Annotated in this window: 12 protein-coding genes and 1 pseudogene; 9 read left to right on the top strand and 4 right to left on the bottom strand. The window is 72.1% G+C overall.

The window, feature by feature from the left end:
- The first annotated feature begins 97 nt into the window (after positions 1-97).
- The 3 genes and pseudogenes from V8690_RS34510 to V8690_RS34500 all read left to right on the top strand — a co-directional run bounded on the left by V8690_RS34510 (position 98) and on the right by V8690_RS34500 (position 2088).
- Positions 98-1063, top strand: a pseudogene (locus V8690_RS34510) (catalase).
- A 311-nt stretch (positions 1064-1374) separates the two neighbouring features.
- Entirely contained in the window at positions 1375-1611 is a 237-nt protein-coding gene (locus V8690_RS34505; protein ID WP_338783994.1) for a hypothetical protein, read from the top strand.
- Positions 1612-1788: 177 nt separating this feature from the next.
- Entirely contained in the window at positions 1789-2088 is a 300-nt protein-coding gene (locus V8690_RS34500; protein ID WP_338783993.1) for a hypothetical protein, read from the top strand.
- A 90-nt stretch (positions 2089-2178) separates the two neighbouring features.
- Here the strand turns inward: V8690_RS34500 and gcl are convergent, their stop codons facing one another.
- Positions 2179-3963, bottom strand: coding sequence for a glyoxylate carboligase (gene gcl / locus V8690_RS34495; RefSeq protein ID WP_338783992.1), 1785 nt, complete (start codon positions 3961-3963; stop codon positions 2179-2181).
- Between the two features lie 209 nt (positions 3964-4172).
- Here gcl and V8690_RS34490 point away from each other — a divergent pair, with 209 nt between their 5' ends.
- Complete coding sequence (locus V8690_RS34490) at positions 4173-5153, top strand: hypothetical protein (RefSeq protein ID WP_338783991.1); 981 nt, start codon at positions 4173-4175, stop codon at positions 5151-5153.
- A 14-nt stretch (positions 5154-5167) separates the two neighbouring features.
- On the opposite strand, the gene V8690_RS34485 is transcribed toward V8690_RS34490, so the two are convergent.
- Entirely contained in the window at positions 5168-6055 is an 888-nt protein-coding gene (locus V8690_RS34485) for an NAD(P)-binding domain-containing protein (RefSeq protein WP_338783990.1), read from the bottom strand.
- Positions 6056-6104: 49 nt separating this feature from the next.
- Here V8690_RS34485 and V8690_RS34480 point away from each other — a divergent pair, with 49 nt between their 5' ends.
- The 3 genes from V8690_RS34480 to V8690_RS34470 all read left to right on the top strand — a co-directional run bounded on the left by V8690_RS34480 (position 6105) and on the right by V8690_RS34470 (position 7741).
- Entirely contained in the window at positions 6105-6512 is a 408-nt protein-coding gene (locus V8690_RS34480; RefSeq protein ID WP_338783989.1) for a MerR family transcriptional regulator, read from the top strand.
- Positions 6513-6546: 34 nt separating this feature from the next.
- Positions 6547-6993, top strand: a complete 447-nt coding sequence (locus V8690_RS34475; RefSeq protein ID WP_338783988.1) for a hypothetical protein — start codon at positions 6547-6549, stop codon at positions 6991-6993.
- 241 nt (positions 6994-7234) lie between these two features.
- The gene (locus V8690_RS34470; protein WP_338783987.1) at positions 7235-7741 is read left to right on the top strand and encodes a GNAT family N-acetyltransferase; all 507 of its coding nucleotides are present in this window, start codon (positions 7235-7237) and stop codon (positions 7739-7741) included.
- Between the two features lie 96 nt (positions 7742-7837).
- Here the strand turns inward: V8690_RS34470 and V8690_RS34465 are convergent, their stop codons facing one another.
- Together V8690_RS34465 and V8690_RS34460 are read right to left on the bottom strand one after the other, a co-directional pair.
- Complete coding sequence (locus V8690_RS34465; RefSeq protein WP_338783986.1) at positions 7838-9436, bottom strand: AMP-binding protein; 1599 nt, start codon at positions 9434-9436, stop codon at positions 7838-7840.
- Entirely contained in the window at positions 9433-11112 is a 1680-nt protein-coding gene (locus V8690_RS34460) for an AMP-binding protein (RefSeq protein WP_338783985.1), read from the bottom strand. Before V8690_RS34460 ends, V8690_RS34465 begins: the two co-directional genes overlap by 4 nt.
- Before the next feature lie 124 nt (positions 11113-11236).
- On the opposite strand from V8690_RS34460, the gene V8690_RS34455 reads away from it, so the two are divergent.
- Complete coding sequence (locus V8690_RS34455) at positions 11237-12046, top strand: helix-turn-helix transcriptional regulator (RefSeq protein ID WP_338783984.1); 810 nt, start codon at positions 11237-11239, stop codon at positions 12044-12046.
- Between the two features lie 204 nt (positions 12047-12250).
- Positions 12251-15094, top strand: a complete 2844-nt coding sequence (locus tag V8690_RS34450) for an AAA family ATPase (RefSeq protein WP_338783983.1) — start codon at positions 12251-12253, stop codon at positions 15092-15094.
- Positions 15095-15304 lie beyond the last annotated feature (210 nt).

The raw sequence follows: 15304 nt of genomic DNA, 5'->3' as shown, positions 1-15304 counted from the left end.
CCACCACTTCAACAAACTGTTGACGCTCCGACACCCCGACCCTAGGCTCCACAAAGCGGAAACATTTTTCCGGTGCCCTCTCGTACGGAAGGTCACGATGTCGCAGCGCGTGCTCACCAACGAGTCCGGCGCCCCCGTCGCCGACAACCAGAACTCCGCCACCGCCGGCGTCGGCGGCCCGCTTCTGCTCCAGGACCAGCATCTGCTGGAGAAGCTCGCGCGCTTCAACCGCGAGCGCATCCCGGTGGGGGTACCGCCCACGCCCTTAAGGCAGTGGGGGAGCGTGGTGCACGCCCGCGGCTCCGGCGCCTACGGCCACTTCGAGGTGACCGACGACGTCACCGGCTTCACCCACGCCGACTTCCTCGCCGAGGCCGACAAGCGGACCGAGGTGTTCCTGCGCTTCTCGACGGTGGCCGACAGTCTCGGCGGCGCGGACGCGGTGCGCGACCCGCGCGGTTTCTCGGTCAAGTTCTATACGGCCGAGGGCAATTACGACCTCGTCGGCAAGAACACCCCGGTGTTCTTCATCGAGGACCCGATCAGGTTCCCGGACTTCATCCGCTCCCAGAAGCGCGACCCGTTCACGGGCCGTCAGGAGCCGGACGACGTCTGGGACTCCTGGGCCCACTCCCCCGAGGCCACGCACCAGATGGCCTGGCGCCCGACAAGATGCTCCAGGGCCGTCTGTTCGCCTACGCGGACGCCCACCGCTACCGCCTGGGCGTCAACCACACGCGGCTGGCCGTCAACGCGCCCCGGGCCACGACCGCCCGGAACTCCGGCCGTGACGGTTTCATGGCGCCCAACGCCCAGGGCCGGCAGGCGAAGAACTACGAGCCGAACTCCTACGACGGCCCGGTGGAGACCGGCCGCCCGCTGTCGGGTGTACCGGCTGATGTCCGCGGAGGAGAAGTCCCGGCTCGTCGCGAACATCGCCGGCGGCCTCTCCCAGGTCTCCCGCGACGACGTGATCGGGAAGAACCTCGCGCACTTCCACGCCGCCGACCCCGAGTACGGGCGGCGCGTGGAGGAGGCGGTCCGCGCCCTGCGCGAGGACTGAACTCCCTGACCGCGTCCGACCGCCCGGGCGACCCGGATGAGGGGTGGTCGCCCCGGGCACGGACGCGGGCAGGGCGCGGACCGCGGCGGAGTGTGAGCCAGTGCGGTGGTGAAGGGCCCGGGCGGGCTTCTCGACCTGAGGGAAGCCCGTTCCGGACTCCGTCGCACCCGCCGCGGCCGCAGTACCAGCACCAGCCCACCCCGCAGACCCCGTCCGGCGGCGCGAACGTCCTGTCGCGCCCGGCCTCGCGCCGCCGGACGGCCAGCCCGTCTCAGGGTGCGGATTGGGCCCGGTCGCAGCAGCCTGAAGGCATGGCACATCCAACCGAGCACCCGCATGTCGTGGTCCATCCCCCCGCCCTGGACGGATCCCGCCGGGTCACCCTGGGCGAGGAGCCCCTGGGCGTCGCCACGCACGCCGACGACGTCGCCGAGATCCTGCGGCTGGCGGACCTGTACGTCACGGACGTCGCGGAGAGCGACATCGTCGAATGGCAGGGCGGCGGCCCGGACGACTGGCCGGGGCTGTCGGAACACCACGAGGCGTGAACACGCGTACGGCACCGGTCGTAGGCCTGGTACGGAACCCTCAAATGAACCTCTGAACCCGGCCCCGGGGGCTTCAACCGCCCCCGGGGCCGGGCACATTCTCGACACACGGGGCCCGCCGGCACGGGGGCGGCGGGCCCCATCCCGCTCGCGGAGGCGGGCCTGCTGCGCTACCCGGTGCTCGGCCCGACGCGCGGCGCCCGCCGCCATGTGCGGGAGCTGCGGCAGCTCCACCCGCTGCCCGCGAGCAGGCGCGGCCTGACGGACCACGACCGGCTGCTCGCGGTCGCGCTGCACGGAGAGGCGGCCCTGCGACTGCTGGTGCCGCGCTTCGCCCTGCGGGCGGGGCTGATCCGCCGGGCCGAGGTGGGCGGCAGGAGCCTCCTCAAGCACTCACCGCGCGGTACGGGCGGGGGCGGCGGGGGTCACTCCTACTGCGGCGGGGGCGGGGGCGGGTGCGGGGGCGGCGGGGCCTGACCGCGGTTTGGGTGTGCCCGGGCCAGGGGGCACGCACGCGTAAGGGGCGGCCCGTCCTCCCGGACGGGCCGCCCCTCTCCCGCGTACGCGTCAGACCTTCAGCGTCTTGATCGATGTCGGCGCGTGGCCGGGCTCGGTGGCGAGCTCCTCGAACTCCACGACGTTGCCGATGTCGTTGGTCGTCGACATGGAGATGTTGGTGACGCGCTCCAGGATCGCCTCGACGACGACCGGCACCCGGTACTCGGCGGCGAGCTTCTTCGCCTGTTCGAAAGCCGCGCCGAGTTCGGCGGGGTCGGTGACGCGGATCGCCTTGCAGCCGAGGCCCTCGGCGACCTTGACGTGATCGACGCCGTAGACGCCGAGCTCGGGCGCGTTGATGTTCTCGAACTCCAGGTTGACCTGGAAGTCGATGTCGAAGGCCCGCTGCGCCTGGCGGATCAGTCCCAGATAGGAGTTGTTGACGAGGACATGGACGTACGGGATCTTGTGCTGCGCGCCGACCGCCAGTTCCTCGATCATGAACTGGAAGTCGTAGTCGCCCGAGAGCGCGACGACGGACGCCTCCGGGTCGGCCGTGGCGACGCCGAGCGCGGCCGGGATGGTCCAGCCGAGCGGGCCGGCCTGGCCGCAGTTGATCCAGTGGCGGGGCCGGTAGACGTGCAGCATCTGGGCGCCTGCGATCTGCGAGAGGCCGATGGTGGAGACGTACCGGGTCTCCGGGCCGAAGGCCTTGTTCATCTCCTCGTAGACCCGCTGTGGCTTGATCGGGATGTCGTCGAAGTGCGTACGGCGCTGGAGGGTCGCCTTCCGCTCCTGCGCCGAGGCCGCCCAGGCGGAGCGGTCGGGCAGCCGGCCGGCCGCCTTCAGCTCGCGCGCCACCTCGACGAACAGCTCCAGCGCGGCCTTGGCGTCGGAGGCGATGCCGTAGTCCGGGGCGAAGATCTTGCCGATCTGGGTGGGCTCGATGTCCACATGGACGAACTTCCGTCCGGCGGTGTAGACGTCGAGTTTGCCGGTGTGGCGGTTGGCCCAGCGGTTGCCGATGCCGAGCACGAAGTCGGACTCCAGGAAGGTCGCGTTGCCGTAGCGGTGCGAGGTCTGGAGGCCCACCATGCCGGCGTTCAGCTCGTGGTCGTCGGGCAGGACGCCCCAGCCCATGAGGGTGGGGACGACCGGGGTGCCGGTCAACTCGGCGAATTCGACGAGCAGTTCGGCTGCGTCGGCGTTGATGACACCGCCGCCCGCGACGATCAGCGGCCGCTCGGCGGCGTTCAGCATCCCGATCGCCTTCTCGATCTGGGCGCGGGTCGCGGCGGGCTTGTAGACCGGGAGCGGCTCGTACGTCTCCGGGTCGAACTCGATCTCCGTGAGCTGGACGTCGATCGGCAGGTCGATGAGGACCGGGCCGGGGCGGGCGGAGCGCATCAGGTGGAAGGCCTGCTGGAAGACGCCGGGGACCTGCGCGGCCTCCAGCACGGTCACGGCCATCTTGGTGACCGGCTTGGCGATCGAGGCGATGTCGACGGCCTGGAAGTCCTCTTTGTGGATCACGGCGGTCGGGGCCTGGCCGGTGATGCACAGGATCGGGATGGAGTCGCCGGTCGCGGAGTACAGGCCCGTGATCATGTCGGTGCCGGCCGGGCCGGAGGTGCCGATGCAGACGCCGATGTTGCCCGCGTGGGTGCGGGTGTAGCCCTCGGCCATGTGCGAGGCGCCCTCCACATGGCGGGCGAGAGTGTGGTGGATGCCGCCGGAGGCCTTGAGCGCCGCGTAGAAGGGGTTGATCGCCGCGCCCGGGACACCGAACGCGTCGGTGACGCCCTCGCGCTTGAGGATCTCAACTGCCGCGCGGGCAGCGGTCATTCGAGCCATCGAGTACTCCTGCTTCGGCTGTCGGATTCGCACTCCCGTCGCGCCCCGCGGTGAGCTCTTCCGTATTGCGGAAACTAACTTCTGCGATCTGGAATTAATGTATGTGTGGCGGGCGAAGGGCGTCAAGAGAGGGGCAAGCGGCGGACAGGCAGGGGTTCACCGGCGCACGATGGACGCGCTGACCCGATGTGAGCCGTACTGGAGTGGTCATGGCCGAGAGCGTGCCGGTGCGCTGTCCGTCCTGCCGACGAGAACACCGCTTCACGGCCCCGTCGTATCCGTGCGCGTGCGGAGCCCCCGTCGCCCCGCGGCTCGACCGGGACGGGACGGTGACACCCGTCGCCCATCGCGTCTGGCAGGACGACTGGGTGACGGTGCGGTGCGAGTCCTGCGGCCGACACGGGGAGTGGCCACGGCCGGAGGTGGGGTGCCCGTGCGGGGTGGTGCTGCGGGTGCCGGTGACGGAGGGGCGGGGCGCGGCCGGCCGGGGCGGCAGGCCGGGCCAGGACATGGCCACGGAGGAGGGCCTCGGGGCTGGTGGTGCGACGGGCCAGGGCACGACAGCCGACGACGACCTCGAGCCTGGCGGCGCGACGGGCCAGGACACGACAGCCGACGACGACCTCGGGGCTGACCGGGACATCGCGGTCGACGCGGACGCCGAAGCCGTAAGGGATGCCGCGCCGGGGCCGGGCAGCGGGACAGGCCCGCGCGACGCCGCAGCCACGGCCGGGCGAGCCGCTGCCTCTGCCCCCACTGAGGGAACCCCTGCCTCTGCCGGTGCCGGCACCGACCGGCCGCCCTTCCGTTCCGTCACGATCCGTACCGCGCTCGACGCCGTCACTGCCGCCGCGCTGTACCTGCGCTGGCTCGGCTACCGGGGCGTCCGGCGGGCGGACCAGCGGCCGCCGTCCGGGATCGGCCTCGCCGCCCGCGGCGTCGTCGCGCTGGTCGACCCCGCCATGCGTCCGGCGACCCTGCGGGACGTGGAGTGCCTGTGGCTGACGGCCATGACGGAGTCGGCGGACTGCCTGTACTTCTCCCTCGCCGGGTACGCGGACGACGCCCGGGCCCGCGCCGACGCCCTCGGCATCCCGCTGTTCGTCCTCGACCTCACCGGCACACCGCGGCCGGTGAACGCCCCGGCCGGCGCACTGGACGCCGCCGGCACGGGGAACCGGGCGCCGTGACACGCCCGGACAGTTCAGTCGTCGCCGGGCCCCGGCTTGCTGAACTCCTCGATCAGCACGGGGTACTGCTCCCCACCGTGTCCGGCGGCGATCGAGCGGTCGGCCATCGCCTTGAACAGCTTCGGCAGTTCGGCGTTGACGCCCACCGCCTCGCTCTCCTCGATCAGGTGCGCCATGGCCCGCGCGTCGGTCTCCAGGGCCGACACCTCGGCCGGGAAGGAGCCGCTGTCGATCTGCTCGGCGTATCCGGGCAGCCATTCGGCCACACCGGCGGCGATTTGCTGCGCGAACGGCGCGTACGTCGCGGCGTCGACACCGGCCGTCCTGAGCAACGCGGTGCCCTGGAGCCAGGCGTTCAGGACGCTCCACATCATGGCCAGTCCGGCCACGTCGTACAGGGACGCCAGGCCGTGGTCCGCACCGAGGTGGGTGACGGTGCCGAGCGCGTCGAGTGTCGGCTTGTGCGCGTCGAAGTCCACCTGCGGGCCGCTGTGCAGAATCACCGCCTCGGGCGTGCCGATGGCCGGCGGGACGGCCATGACGGCGCCGTCCAGGTAGCGGGCGCCGCGCTGCTCGGCCCATCGGGCGGTCTCCCGGGCCTGGGCCGAGTCGCCCGAGGTCAGATTGACCAGCGTCGTGCCGTCGAGTTCGACATCGCTCGTGCCGAACAGCTCTCGCACGGCCTGGTAGTCGGTGACGCAGACGACCGTCAGGGAACCGGCCTGGAGCGCGTCGCCGACCGTCGGCGCGAGCCGTGCGCCTCGGGCCACCAGCTCGTCGGCCTTGGAGGTCGTACGGTTCCACACGGTTGTGGGATGCCCGGCTTTCAGGAACGCGCCGGCGAGTGCCTGGCCCATCAGCCCGAGTCCGATGACTGTCACGGGTATGTCGGTTCTGTTCATGGCAGCATCGTCAACGTTGATACCGATGTGAAGGTCAAGCGAGGTTTTCATGCGGATCGGGGAACTGGGTCGCCGGACAGGCGTCAAGGCCCATCAGTTGCGCTACTACGAGGCCCAGGGCCTGCTGGAGGCGGGCCGCGGCACGAACGGATACCGCGAGTACGACGAGAGCGCCGTACTGCGGGTGAAACAGATCCGCCACCTGCTCGGCGCGGGCTTGTCGTCCGACGACATCGCGTATCTGCTGCCCTGTGCGGTCGGAGAGGCCCCGGAACTGCTCGGGTGTTCCGAACTGCTGGCGGCGATGCGGGCGCGGCTGCGCCGGCTGGACGACCAGATGGCCGCGCTCGCCCGGTCCCGGAACGCCCTCGCCGACTACATCGACGCGGCCGGGCGCATGGGCCGCCGCACCTACCCGCCCTTCGACGGGTCCGCCCCGGAGCCCGTGCCCGCCTGACGGGCTCGTGGAACGAACGAAAAAGGGGAAAACCATGGCGCAGAACGGTGACTTCGGAACGGGCGGAGCGAACAGGGCGTCCGCCCTCGTGGTGGGTCAGGTGCTCACGGCACAACGCACCATCCTTGCCGAGGACATCGCCGCTTTCGCGTCGCTCGTGGGCGACGAGGGGCGCCACCACGTCTCGGCCGACGGGCCCGTCATGGCGCACGGTCTGCTGACGGCATCGCTGGCGACGCGGATCGGCGGGCGACTGGACTACATCGCCCGCCGGATGAACTGGGAGTTCCTCAAGCCCGTCTGGGAAGGCGAGACCATCACCGCACGCGTGACGGTACGGGCACTGAGGCGGACGCGGTCCGGGACGGAGCTCGAACTCGGCATCGTGATCGTCAACCAGGACGGTGGTGAGGTGCTGCGTGGGGACAGCACGGGTGTCGTGCGTGATGCGGCGGGCGTGCGGCCCTCGAAGCCGGCGTGAGGCTCCGGCTGTGCGCGGCCCGACCGGTCCTGGTCCGCGCCCGGCGAGCACGGCCTTGAGCCGGTTCACCATGCCGTGCCGGCCGGCTTCCTGCACCTGCCGGAACGGCGCGGCCGGGAGATGAGCACGGGCGGACTCCTCTACGGCCGAGACGACAGGAGTCACAAAGGAGTTGCACCGGCTGCAAGGCGGCGTGTTTACCGGATTCATCCCGGTGCCGACCGCGCCGCATACTCATCCCATGCGCATCCGCCCCGCGACCGCCGCCGAACTCCCCGCCCTCCAGGGCGTCGAACGTGCGGCCGGTACCCCCTTCCGCGACCTCGGCATGCCGGAGATCGCCGACGATGAACCGCCCGCGCTCGACGTACTGGAGCGCTACCGCGGGGCGGGCCGCTGCTGGGTCGCGGTGGACGAGCGGGACCACCCGGCCGCGTACCTCGTCGCCGAACCCGTGGACGGCGCCCTGCACATCGAGCAGGTCTCGGTCCACCCGCGCGCCGCGCGCCGGGGTGTCGGCCGGGCCCTCCTGGCGTACGCCGCCGACCGTGCCCGCGAGGAGGACCTGACAGCCCTGACGCTGACCACCTTCGCGGAGGTCCCGTGGAACGCTCCCTATTACGCCCGCCTCGGCTTCCACACCATCGCGGAGGCGGACCTCACGCCCGGCCTGCGCGAGATCCGCGCGACGGAGGCCGAACACGGCCTGGACCGGTGGCCACGCGTGTGCATGCGCGCACCGCTGTGACCGAGCCGCGGTGATCCACGCGCGGCTCCGCGGGCTACGGCGTGCTGCAAATGCCGGTCCGGTCCACGGCCTCGACGACGGCGACCCCGAGCTGTTCTACCTCTGCCCGCCCGCGAACCTCTCCCGCAGTTCCACCTTGCGTACCTTGCCGGACACCGTCATCGGGAAGGAGTCGAGGAGCTGAAGTCTGCTCGGGATCTTGTAGTGGGCCAGGCGGCCCCGGCAGAAGGTGTGGAGTTCGTCCAGGGTCAGCGGGTCGGCGGGGTCGTGGGGGATGACGCAGGCGAGGACCTCCTCGCCGTAGTGGTCGTGCGGGACGCCCACGACCTGGACGTCCTGGATCTTGGGGTGGGCGTAGAGGAACTCCTCGATCTCGCGGGGGTAGATGTTCTCCCCGCCCCGGATGATCATGTCCTTGATGCGGCCGACGATCTCGACGTAGCCGTCCTCGCGCATCACCGCGAGGTCGCCGGTGTGCATCCAGCGGCCCGCGTCGATGGCCTCGGCGGTCTTCTCCGGCTCGTTCCAGTAGCCGAGCATCACGCTGTAGCCGCGGGTGCACAACTCGCCCGTCCTGCCGCGTGGTTGGGTGACACCGGTCGCCGGGTCGACGATCTTCACCTCGATGTGCGGCAGGACGCGGCCGACCGTGCCGGTGCGGTGTTCCAGGTCGTCGTCGCGCCGGGTCTGCGTGGAGACGGGCGAGGTCTCCGTCATGCCGTAGCAGATGGACACCTCGGCCATGTTCATCTCGTTGACCACCCGCTTCATCACCTCCACCGGGCAGGGCGAGCCCGCCATGATGCCGGTGCGCAGGGAGGAGAGGTCGTACGAGGCGAAGCCGGGGAGGTTCAGCTCCGCGATGAACATGGTCGGGACGCCGTAGAGCGAGGTGCAGCGCTCCTGCTGGACCGCCTCCAGCGTGGCCTTCGGGTCGAAGGACGGGGCCGGGATGACCATGCAGGAGCCGTGCGAGGTGGCGGCCAGATTCCCCATGACCATGCCGAAGCAGTGGTAGAAGGGCACCGGGATGCAGATCCGGTCCCGCTCGGTGTAGGCGATCGACTCGCCCACGAAATAGCCGTTGTTGAGGATGTTGTGGTGGGAGAGGGTGGCCCCCTTCGGAAAGCCCGTCGTGCCCGACGTGTACTGGATGTTGATCGGGTCGTCGCAGGACAGGCCGTCGTCCGTGATCCGGGCGCCGGGAGTCCCCCGCCCGAGCAGCGCGTCCCAGCTCGGGTCGCCGAAGTACACGACCTCCCGCAACTCGGCGCACTTGTGCCGCACTTGGTCGACCATCGCCCGGTAGTCGCTCGTCTTGTGGCCGAGGGAGGCGAACAGGAGGGAGATCCCCGCCTGGTCGAGGACGTACTCGACTTCGTGGGTGCGGTAGGCCGGGTTGATGTTCACCATGATCGCGCCGATGCGGGCGGTGGCGTACTGGACCAGGACCCACTCGGGGCAGTTGACCGCCCAGATGCCCACCCGGTCGCCCTTGGCGACCCCGGAGGCGAGCAGCGCCGAGGCCAGTTCGTCGACGGCCGCGCCGAACCGCGCGTACGTCCAGCGCCGCCCGGACGGCACGTCGACCAGTGCCTCACGGTCCGGCCAGGTGGCCACCGCGCGGTCCAGGCTGGCCCCGATGGTGTCGCCGAGCAGAGCCGTATCGCTGGTGCCATGACTGTACGAGTTCACCGGAAGTCCTCCTCGCGGTACTCGGCGTCCGACCCGGCCTCCGTGGCTTCGCGCAGCTCGATGCGGCGGATCTTGCCCGAGACGGTCTTGGGCAGGTCGCCGAACTCCAGGCGGCGGATGCGCTTGTAGGGGGCCAGGACCTCACGGGAGTGCTCGAACAGCACCTTCGCGGTGTCGGGGCCGGGCTCCCAGCCCGCCGCCAGGACGACGTACGCCTTCGGCACCGCCAGCCGCAGCTCGTCCGGTGCGGGCACGACGGCCGCCTCGGCCACCGCCTCGTGCTCCAGCAGCGCGCTCTCCAGCTCGAAGGGGCTGATCTTGTAGTCGGAGGCTTTGAAGACGTCGTCCGCGCGGCCGACGTAGGTGATGTAGCCGTCCGCGTCGCGCGCGCCGATGTCGCCCGTGCGGTAGTAGCCGCCGGCCATCGCCTCCGCCGTGCGGTCCGCGTCGCCGTGGTAGCCGGTCATCAGGCCGACGGGGCGGTGCGACAGGTCGAGTGCGATCTCGCCCTCGCTCACGCCGGGCGCGCCCGAGACGGGGTCCAGCAGCTCGACGCGGTAGCCGGGGCTCGGCCGGCCCATCGAGCCGGTCTTGAGCGGCTGGCCGGGGCTGTTGGCGACCTGCACGGCCGTCTCGGTCTGGCCGAAGCCGTCCCGGATGGTGACGCCCCAGGAGCGGCGGACCTGCTCGATGACCTCCGGGTTGAGCGGCTCGCCGGCGGCGACGGTCTCGCGCGGCGGGGTGCGCAGCTGCGTCAGGTCGGCCTGGATCAGCATGCGCCACACGGTGGGCGGGGCGCAGAAGGTGGTGACGGCGGCCCGGTCCATCTCGGCCATGAGACGGGCGGCGTCGAAACGCGTGTAGTTGAACAGGAAGACGGTCGCTTCGGCGTTCCAGGGGGCGAAGAGGTTGGACCAGGCGTGCTTGGCCCAGCCGGGGGAGGAGATGTTCAGATGCACGTCGCCGGGCTTGAGGCCGATCCAGTACATGGTCGACAGGTGGCCGATCGGATACGACGTGTGGGTGTGTTCGACGAGTTTGGGCCGGGCGGTGGTGCCCGAGGTGAAGTACAGCATCAGCGGGTCGTCGGCCCGGGTGGGGGCGTCGGGCGTGAAGTCGGCGGAGGCGCCGTAGGCGTCGTGAAGCGGCAGCCAGCCCTCGGGCACGGCTCCCGCGTCCGTCGCGGCGATGCGGGTGTAGTCGCCGGGGACCTCGGCGAACTTGCCGGTGTCCTCGGGGCGCGCGATGACGTGCCGGACCCGGCCCCGCTCGACGCGGTCACGCAGGTCGGCGGGGCCGAGCAGCGGGGTGGCCGGGATGACGACGGCCCGCAGTTTCATCGCCGCGAGCGCGGTGATCCACAGTTCGGCCTGGTTGCCGAGCATCACGAGGATCCGGTCCTCGGCCCGCACGCCCCGGGCGCGCAGCCAGTTGGCGAACTGGGCCGAGCGTACGGACATCTCCCCGAAGGAAAGCTGCGTCTCGCGGCCGTCCTCCTCGACGATGTGCAGCGCGGTGCGGGCGTTGCCGTGCGCGATCTCGTCGAACCAGTCGAGCGCCCAGTTGAAGCGGTCGGGACGGGGCCAGCGGAAGCCCTCGTAGGCCGTGCCGTAGTCCTCGCGGTGTTCCAGCAGGAAGTCCCGCGCGCTGCGGAACACCTCCGTCGCCGATGCCATTCGTCCTCCTTGGTGCCGGACCATTGCCGGGCGGCTCCGAACCATCGTGTAATCCGTGATGCAGGTCTCACTACCCCCGAACGGGGGGTGCGCCGCGCAGGAGCCGTAGTGAAGGGGCGAGCAGGTGACAGCAGACGCGTCCGAGGCGGTCGAGATTCGCAACGCGCTGCTCCGTCTGCGGCGCGCCACCGGCCTTCCGGTCGCCTTCGGCGGCCTGATGGAGGCCGGACGGCAGATGCGCATCAGCGAACTGAGCGGCACGGCCACGCACGCCCTGCGATCGCTGGTGGTGACGCCGGGGAACGGGCTGGGCGGCAAGACGGTGGTGCTCGTCCGGCCGTGCGTGGTGACGGACTACTCGGTGTCGCGGCAGATCAGCCACGAGTACGACGCCCCGGTGGCGGTGGAGGGGCTGCGCTCGGTGCTGGCCGTGCCGGTGGTCGTACGGCACTCGGTGCGCGGGGTGCTGTACGGGGCGCTGCGCACGGCCCTGCCACTGGGCGGGCGGATGCTGGACGAGGCCGTCGAGGCGGCGCGGGACGTGGAGCGGGCGCTGGTCGTGCGGGAGGAGGCCCGCTCGCTCGCCGCCGAGGGCGGGGCCGGCGCGGGACGGGAGCAGGTGCGGGAGGCGCACGCGGCGCTGCGGGCGCTGGCCCCGAAGATCGCGGATCCCGGGCTGCGGGCCGAGCTGCTCGACGCGTGTGCCCTGCTGACGGCCGAGTCCGCCCCGTCGGACCGGGTCCGGCTCGCGCCGCGGGAGGTGGACGTGCTGGCGTGCGTCGCCGCGGGGGCCACGAACGCGGTCGCGGCCGAGCGGCTGGGCGTGACGCCCGAGACCGTCAAGGCGTATCTGCGGACGGCCATGCGGAAGCTGGGGGCCCGGACCAGGGGCGAGGCCGTGGTCGCCGCGCGCCGGGCGGGATGGTTGCCGTAAGTTTGCGATGTTTTCCGTTACCCTTACCCGTTCGATATGCTGACGGGTTCCCTACCGGGCGCCACCGTCGTGTTCCGCCGCATTCGGGAGACCAGTGAATTCGCGCGCGGACCTCCGCTGTTGTTTGCCTCACCACGCCGTCCGTCCGAAATTCAAAGGGCTGTTGCCTAATATTGGCCAGGACACGACACACGGAGGGGAGCGGTGACCGTGCGACGGGACTTCCAGGAGCCGCCCAGGAGCCGCCCCGACGTGGTCATCGGCCGGGAGGACCTGTTCACGTCGGCACGTGAACAGCTCGGCCGAGGCGGCAGTGTGCTGCTCCACGGGCCCGCGGGAATTGGAAAATCGACGGTCCTGCGGGCGCTGGCAGCGGATTACGCCGGTGCGGCCCGGACCGTGTTGCGCTGCTCGGCCACCGAGTCCGAATCCCACCTGCCCTTCCTGGCGCTGGCCGACCTGTTCGGCCTGGTCCTGGACGAGGTCTCCGGCGCGCTGCCCGCCGCCCAGCGCACCGCCCTGGAGTCCGCGCTCACCGGGCGCGGCGAGTCCACCCTCCAGCGGGACGGGCTCGCGCTGCGCCTCGCCGTGCTGTCGGCGCTGCGCACCCTCGCCGCCAAGGGCCCGGTGCTCGTCGTCGCCGACGATCTCCAGTGGCTGGACGCCGCCAGCGCCGAACTGCTCGGTTTCGCCGCCCGCCGGCTCGGTGACACGCCCGTGCAGATGCTGTGCGCGGTGCGGACCGAGGGCCAGGAGTACGACCGCCATCTACGCGCGTCCCCACCCGACACGCTCGCCGTCCGGCTGGGTCCGCTGTCCCGTACGCAAATCTCCAGGCTGCTCGACCACCGCGGCTACACCCCCCTGTCCCGCTCCACGATCCGCGACATCCACCGCACCAGCGGCGGCAACCCGCTCTTCGCGCTGGAACTGGGCCGCGCCCTCGCCGAGAGCCCCACCCGGCCCCGGCCCGGCGAGCCCCTGCCCGTGCCGACCTCACTGCGGGCGCTGGTGCTGAGCCGGCTGGAGATGCTGTCCGACGAGGCGCGCCGCACCCTGCTCGTGGCCAGCGCCGGTGCCCGTCCCACGCTGGCGCTGCTGCACGCGGCCGGCCGGGAGCACGCCGAGGCCGAGACGGCCCAGGCCGCGGCGCTGGGGCTGCTGGCGACCGAGGCGGAGGGTCCCGCCGTACGGTTCGCGCATCCGCTGATCTCGGCCGCGCTGTACGCGGAGGCCCCGGCGCGAGAGCGGCGGGCCGTGCACGCCGCGCTGTCCACGGCGGCCTCCGACCCGATCGAGCGGGCCCGGCACCTGGCCCTGGCGACCAGCGGCACCGACCCGGAGGTGGCGTCCCGGCTCGCCGAGGCCGCCGCGCTGGCCCGGGACCGCGGGGCGCCGTCCGTGGCCGCCTCGCTCGGGCTGCTCGCGGCCCGGCACACCCCGGCGGACAGCACGCCCGGCCCGGACGAGCGGCGGCTCCAGGCCGCGGAGGACGCGATCACCGCCGGCGAGGCCGACCTAGCCCGGGACATCGCCCGGGACGTGCTGACCCGGGCCACCGTGCCGGGCGAGCGGGTGCGGGCCTGGATGGTGGTCATCGAGGCGGCCGGGCAGGCGCTCGGCGAGGTCGACGCCGTCTTCCCGCAGGTCCTGGCCGACGCGGGCGACGACCCGCGGCTGCTCGCCCTCGTTCACTACCAGCTGGCCTGGCGCGGCCTGGTCGTCGAGGGCGACTTCGCCGAGGCCCGCCAGGAGGCCGCGCACGCGGCGGAGCTGGCCGCCCGCGGCGAGGACCGGCGCACCGAGCTGATGGCGCTGTCCTTCCAGGCCTCCACCGAGACCCTGATGGGCCACCCGGGCGCCCCCGAGACCGTCAAACGGGCGCTGAGGGAACCCCAGGACCCGTATGTGGCCTGCCATCACAACGGCGCCGGCTCGGCCCGGTTCCGCTGGCTGATCATGAGCGACCAGCTGCCCGAGGCACGGGCGACCATCACCGCCCTGCTGCGCGAGGTGCGCAGGCGCGGCATGGTCGAGAGCGAGGTGCACTTCCTGCGCTTCCTCGCCGACACGGAACTGCGCTCCGGGCACTGCGGCCGGGCCCTGGACCTGGCCCGCGAGAGCCTGCGGCTCGCCCGGGACTCCGGGATCGGCGAGGGCGCCTCCGCCATGCTCGCCTCCCTCGCGGAGGCCTCCGCCGGGGACGTCGACCGGGCGCTGGCCCTCGCCCGTGAGGCGGCCGACCACGCCGAGGTCGACGGCGACCAGATGTACCTGTCCCGCGCCCTGGCGGCGCTGGGCTACGCCCAGTTGGTGGCCGGGGACCCGGCGGGCGCGGTCCGTTCGCTGCGCCGGGTGCGGGAGCTGGAGCAGGGCCTCGGCATCAACGACCCGGCGCGCGGCCGCTGGCACGGCGACCTCGCCGAGGCCCTGGTCCGCGTCGGCGAACCGGGCGAGGCCCAGGACGTCATCGACACGGCACGGGTGCACGCGCTGCGGCTGGGCCGGGAGAGCGTGCTCGCCGTCCTCGACCGGGCCGAGGCGCTGGTGCGCGCGGCACGCGGCGAACACCAGGCGGCTCTGGTCCGGCTGACGTCCGTTCAGGACCGGCTCGGCAGGCTCGGCTACGGCCTCGAGGAGGCGCGGGCCGCCTTCGCGCTGGCCCGCCTGCGCACCCAGGCCGCCGCTTCCCCCCGCAGCGGCGGGACTCCCCTGCCGGGACCGGCGTCGTACGACGAGGCCGCCCGGCTGTTCCGGCGCTGCCGGGCACTGCCCTGGCTGCGGCAGGTCGACGCGGCCGGTCCCGCGGCGGTGGAGCCCGCCTCCGTGGCGCCGCCCGTCGCGCTCGACGCGCTGGAGGGCCTCGCGTCGATGGAGCGTCAGGTCGCCTCGCTGGTGATGGAGGGCGCGACCAACCGGGAGATCGCGGCCCGTCTGTTCATCAGCGTCAAGACCGTCGAGGCGACCCTGACCCGGGTCTACCGCAAGCTGGGGATCCGTTCGCGGGTGGACATCGTCCGGCTGGCGGCGGGCCGCCGCACGACCTGACCCCGCCCGCTCCCACCAGGTTTCAAGAGGCCGGACCGAGGGTTTACCCTGCCCAACTCCCTTAGGGGGTTCCCTCATTGGGAGCCCATGCTGCCGGGCTCTAGCTTTGTCGCGTGCCGCTCGCCGGGCACACGGAGATCCGAACAACGGCGTCAGGGTCACCGTGCACGACCACACCCGCGCGACCCCCCACCGGCAACTCCCCGAGGA

This window comes from Streptomyces sp. DG1A-41 (assembly GCF_037055355.1).
Lineage (GTDB): Bacteria > Actinomycetota > Actinomycetes > Streptomycetales > Streptomycetaceae > Streptomyces.
Note: the sequence above shows the minus strand (reverse complement) of the source record. Positions and strands in the feature narration are given on the sequence as shown.

Excerpts from the sequence above, each read along its gene's own strand:
- V8690_RS34470 (WP_338783987.1), top strand. The coding sequence starts at position 7,235 with ATGCGCATCCGCCCCGCGACCGCCGCCGAACTCCCCGCCCTCCAGGGC.
- V8690_RS34485 (WP_338783990.1), bottom strand. The coding sequence starts at position 6,055 with ATGAACAGAACCGACATACCCGTGACAGTCATCGGACTCGGGCTGATG.
- V8690_RS34475 (WP_338783988.1), top strand. The coding sequence starts at position 6,547 with ATGGCGCAGAACGGTGACTTCGGAACGGGCGGAGCGAACAGGGCGTCC.
- V8690_RS34505 (WP_338783994.1), top strand. The coding sequence starts at position 1,375 with ATGGCACATCCAACCGAGCACCCGCATGTCGTGGTCCATCCCCCCGCC.
- V8690_RS34490 (WP_338783991.1), top strand. The coding sequence starts at position 4,173 with ATGGCCGAGAGCGTGCCGGTGCGCTGTCCGTCCTGCCGACGAGAACAC.
- V8690_RS34480 (WP_338783989.1), top strand. The coding sequence starts at position 6,105 with ATGCGGATCGGGGAACTGGGTCGCCGGACAGGCGTCAAGGCCCATCAG.
- gcl (WP_338783992.1), bottom strand. The coding sequence starts at position 3,963 with ATGGCTCGAATGACCGCTGCCCGCGCGGCAGTTGAGATCCTCAAGCGC.
- V8690_RS34460 (WP_338783985.1), bottom strand. The coding sequence starts at position 11,112 with ATGGCATCGGCGACGGAGGTGTTCCGCAGCGCGCGGGACTTCCTGCTG.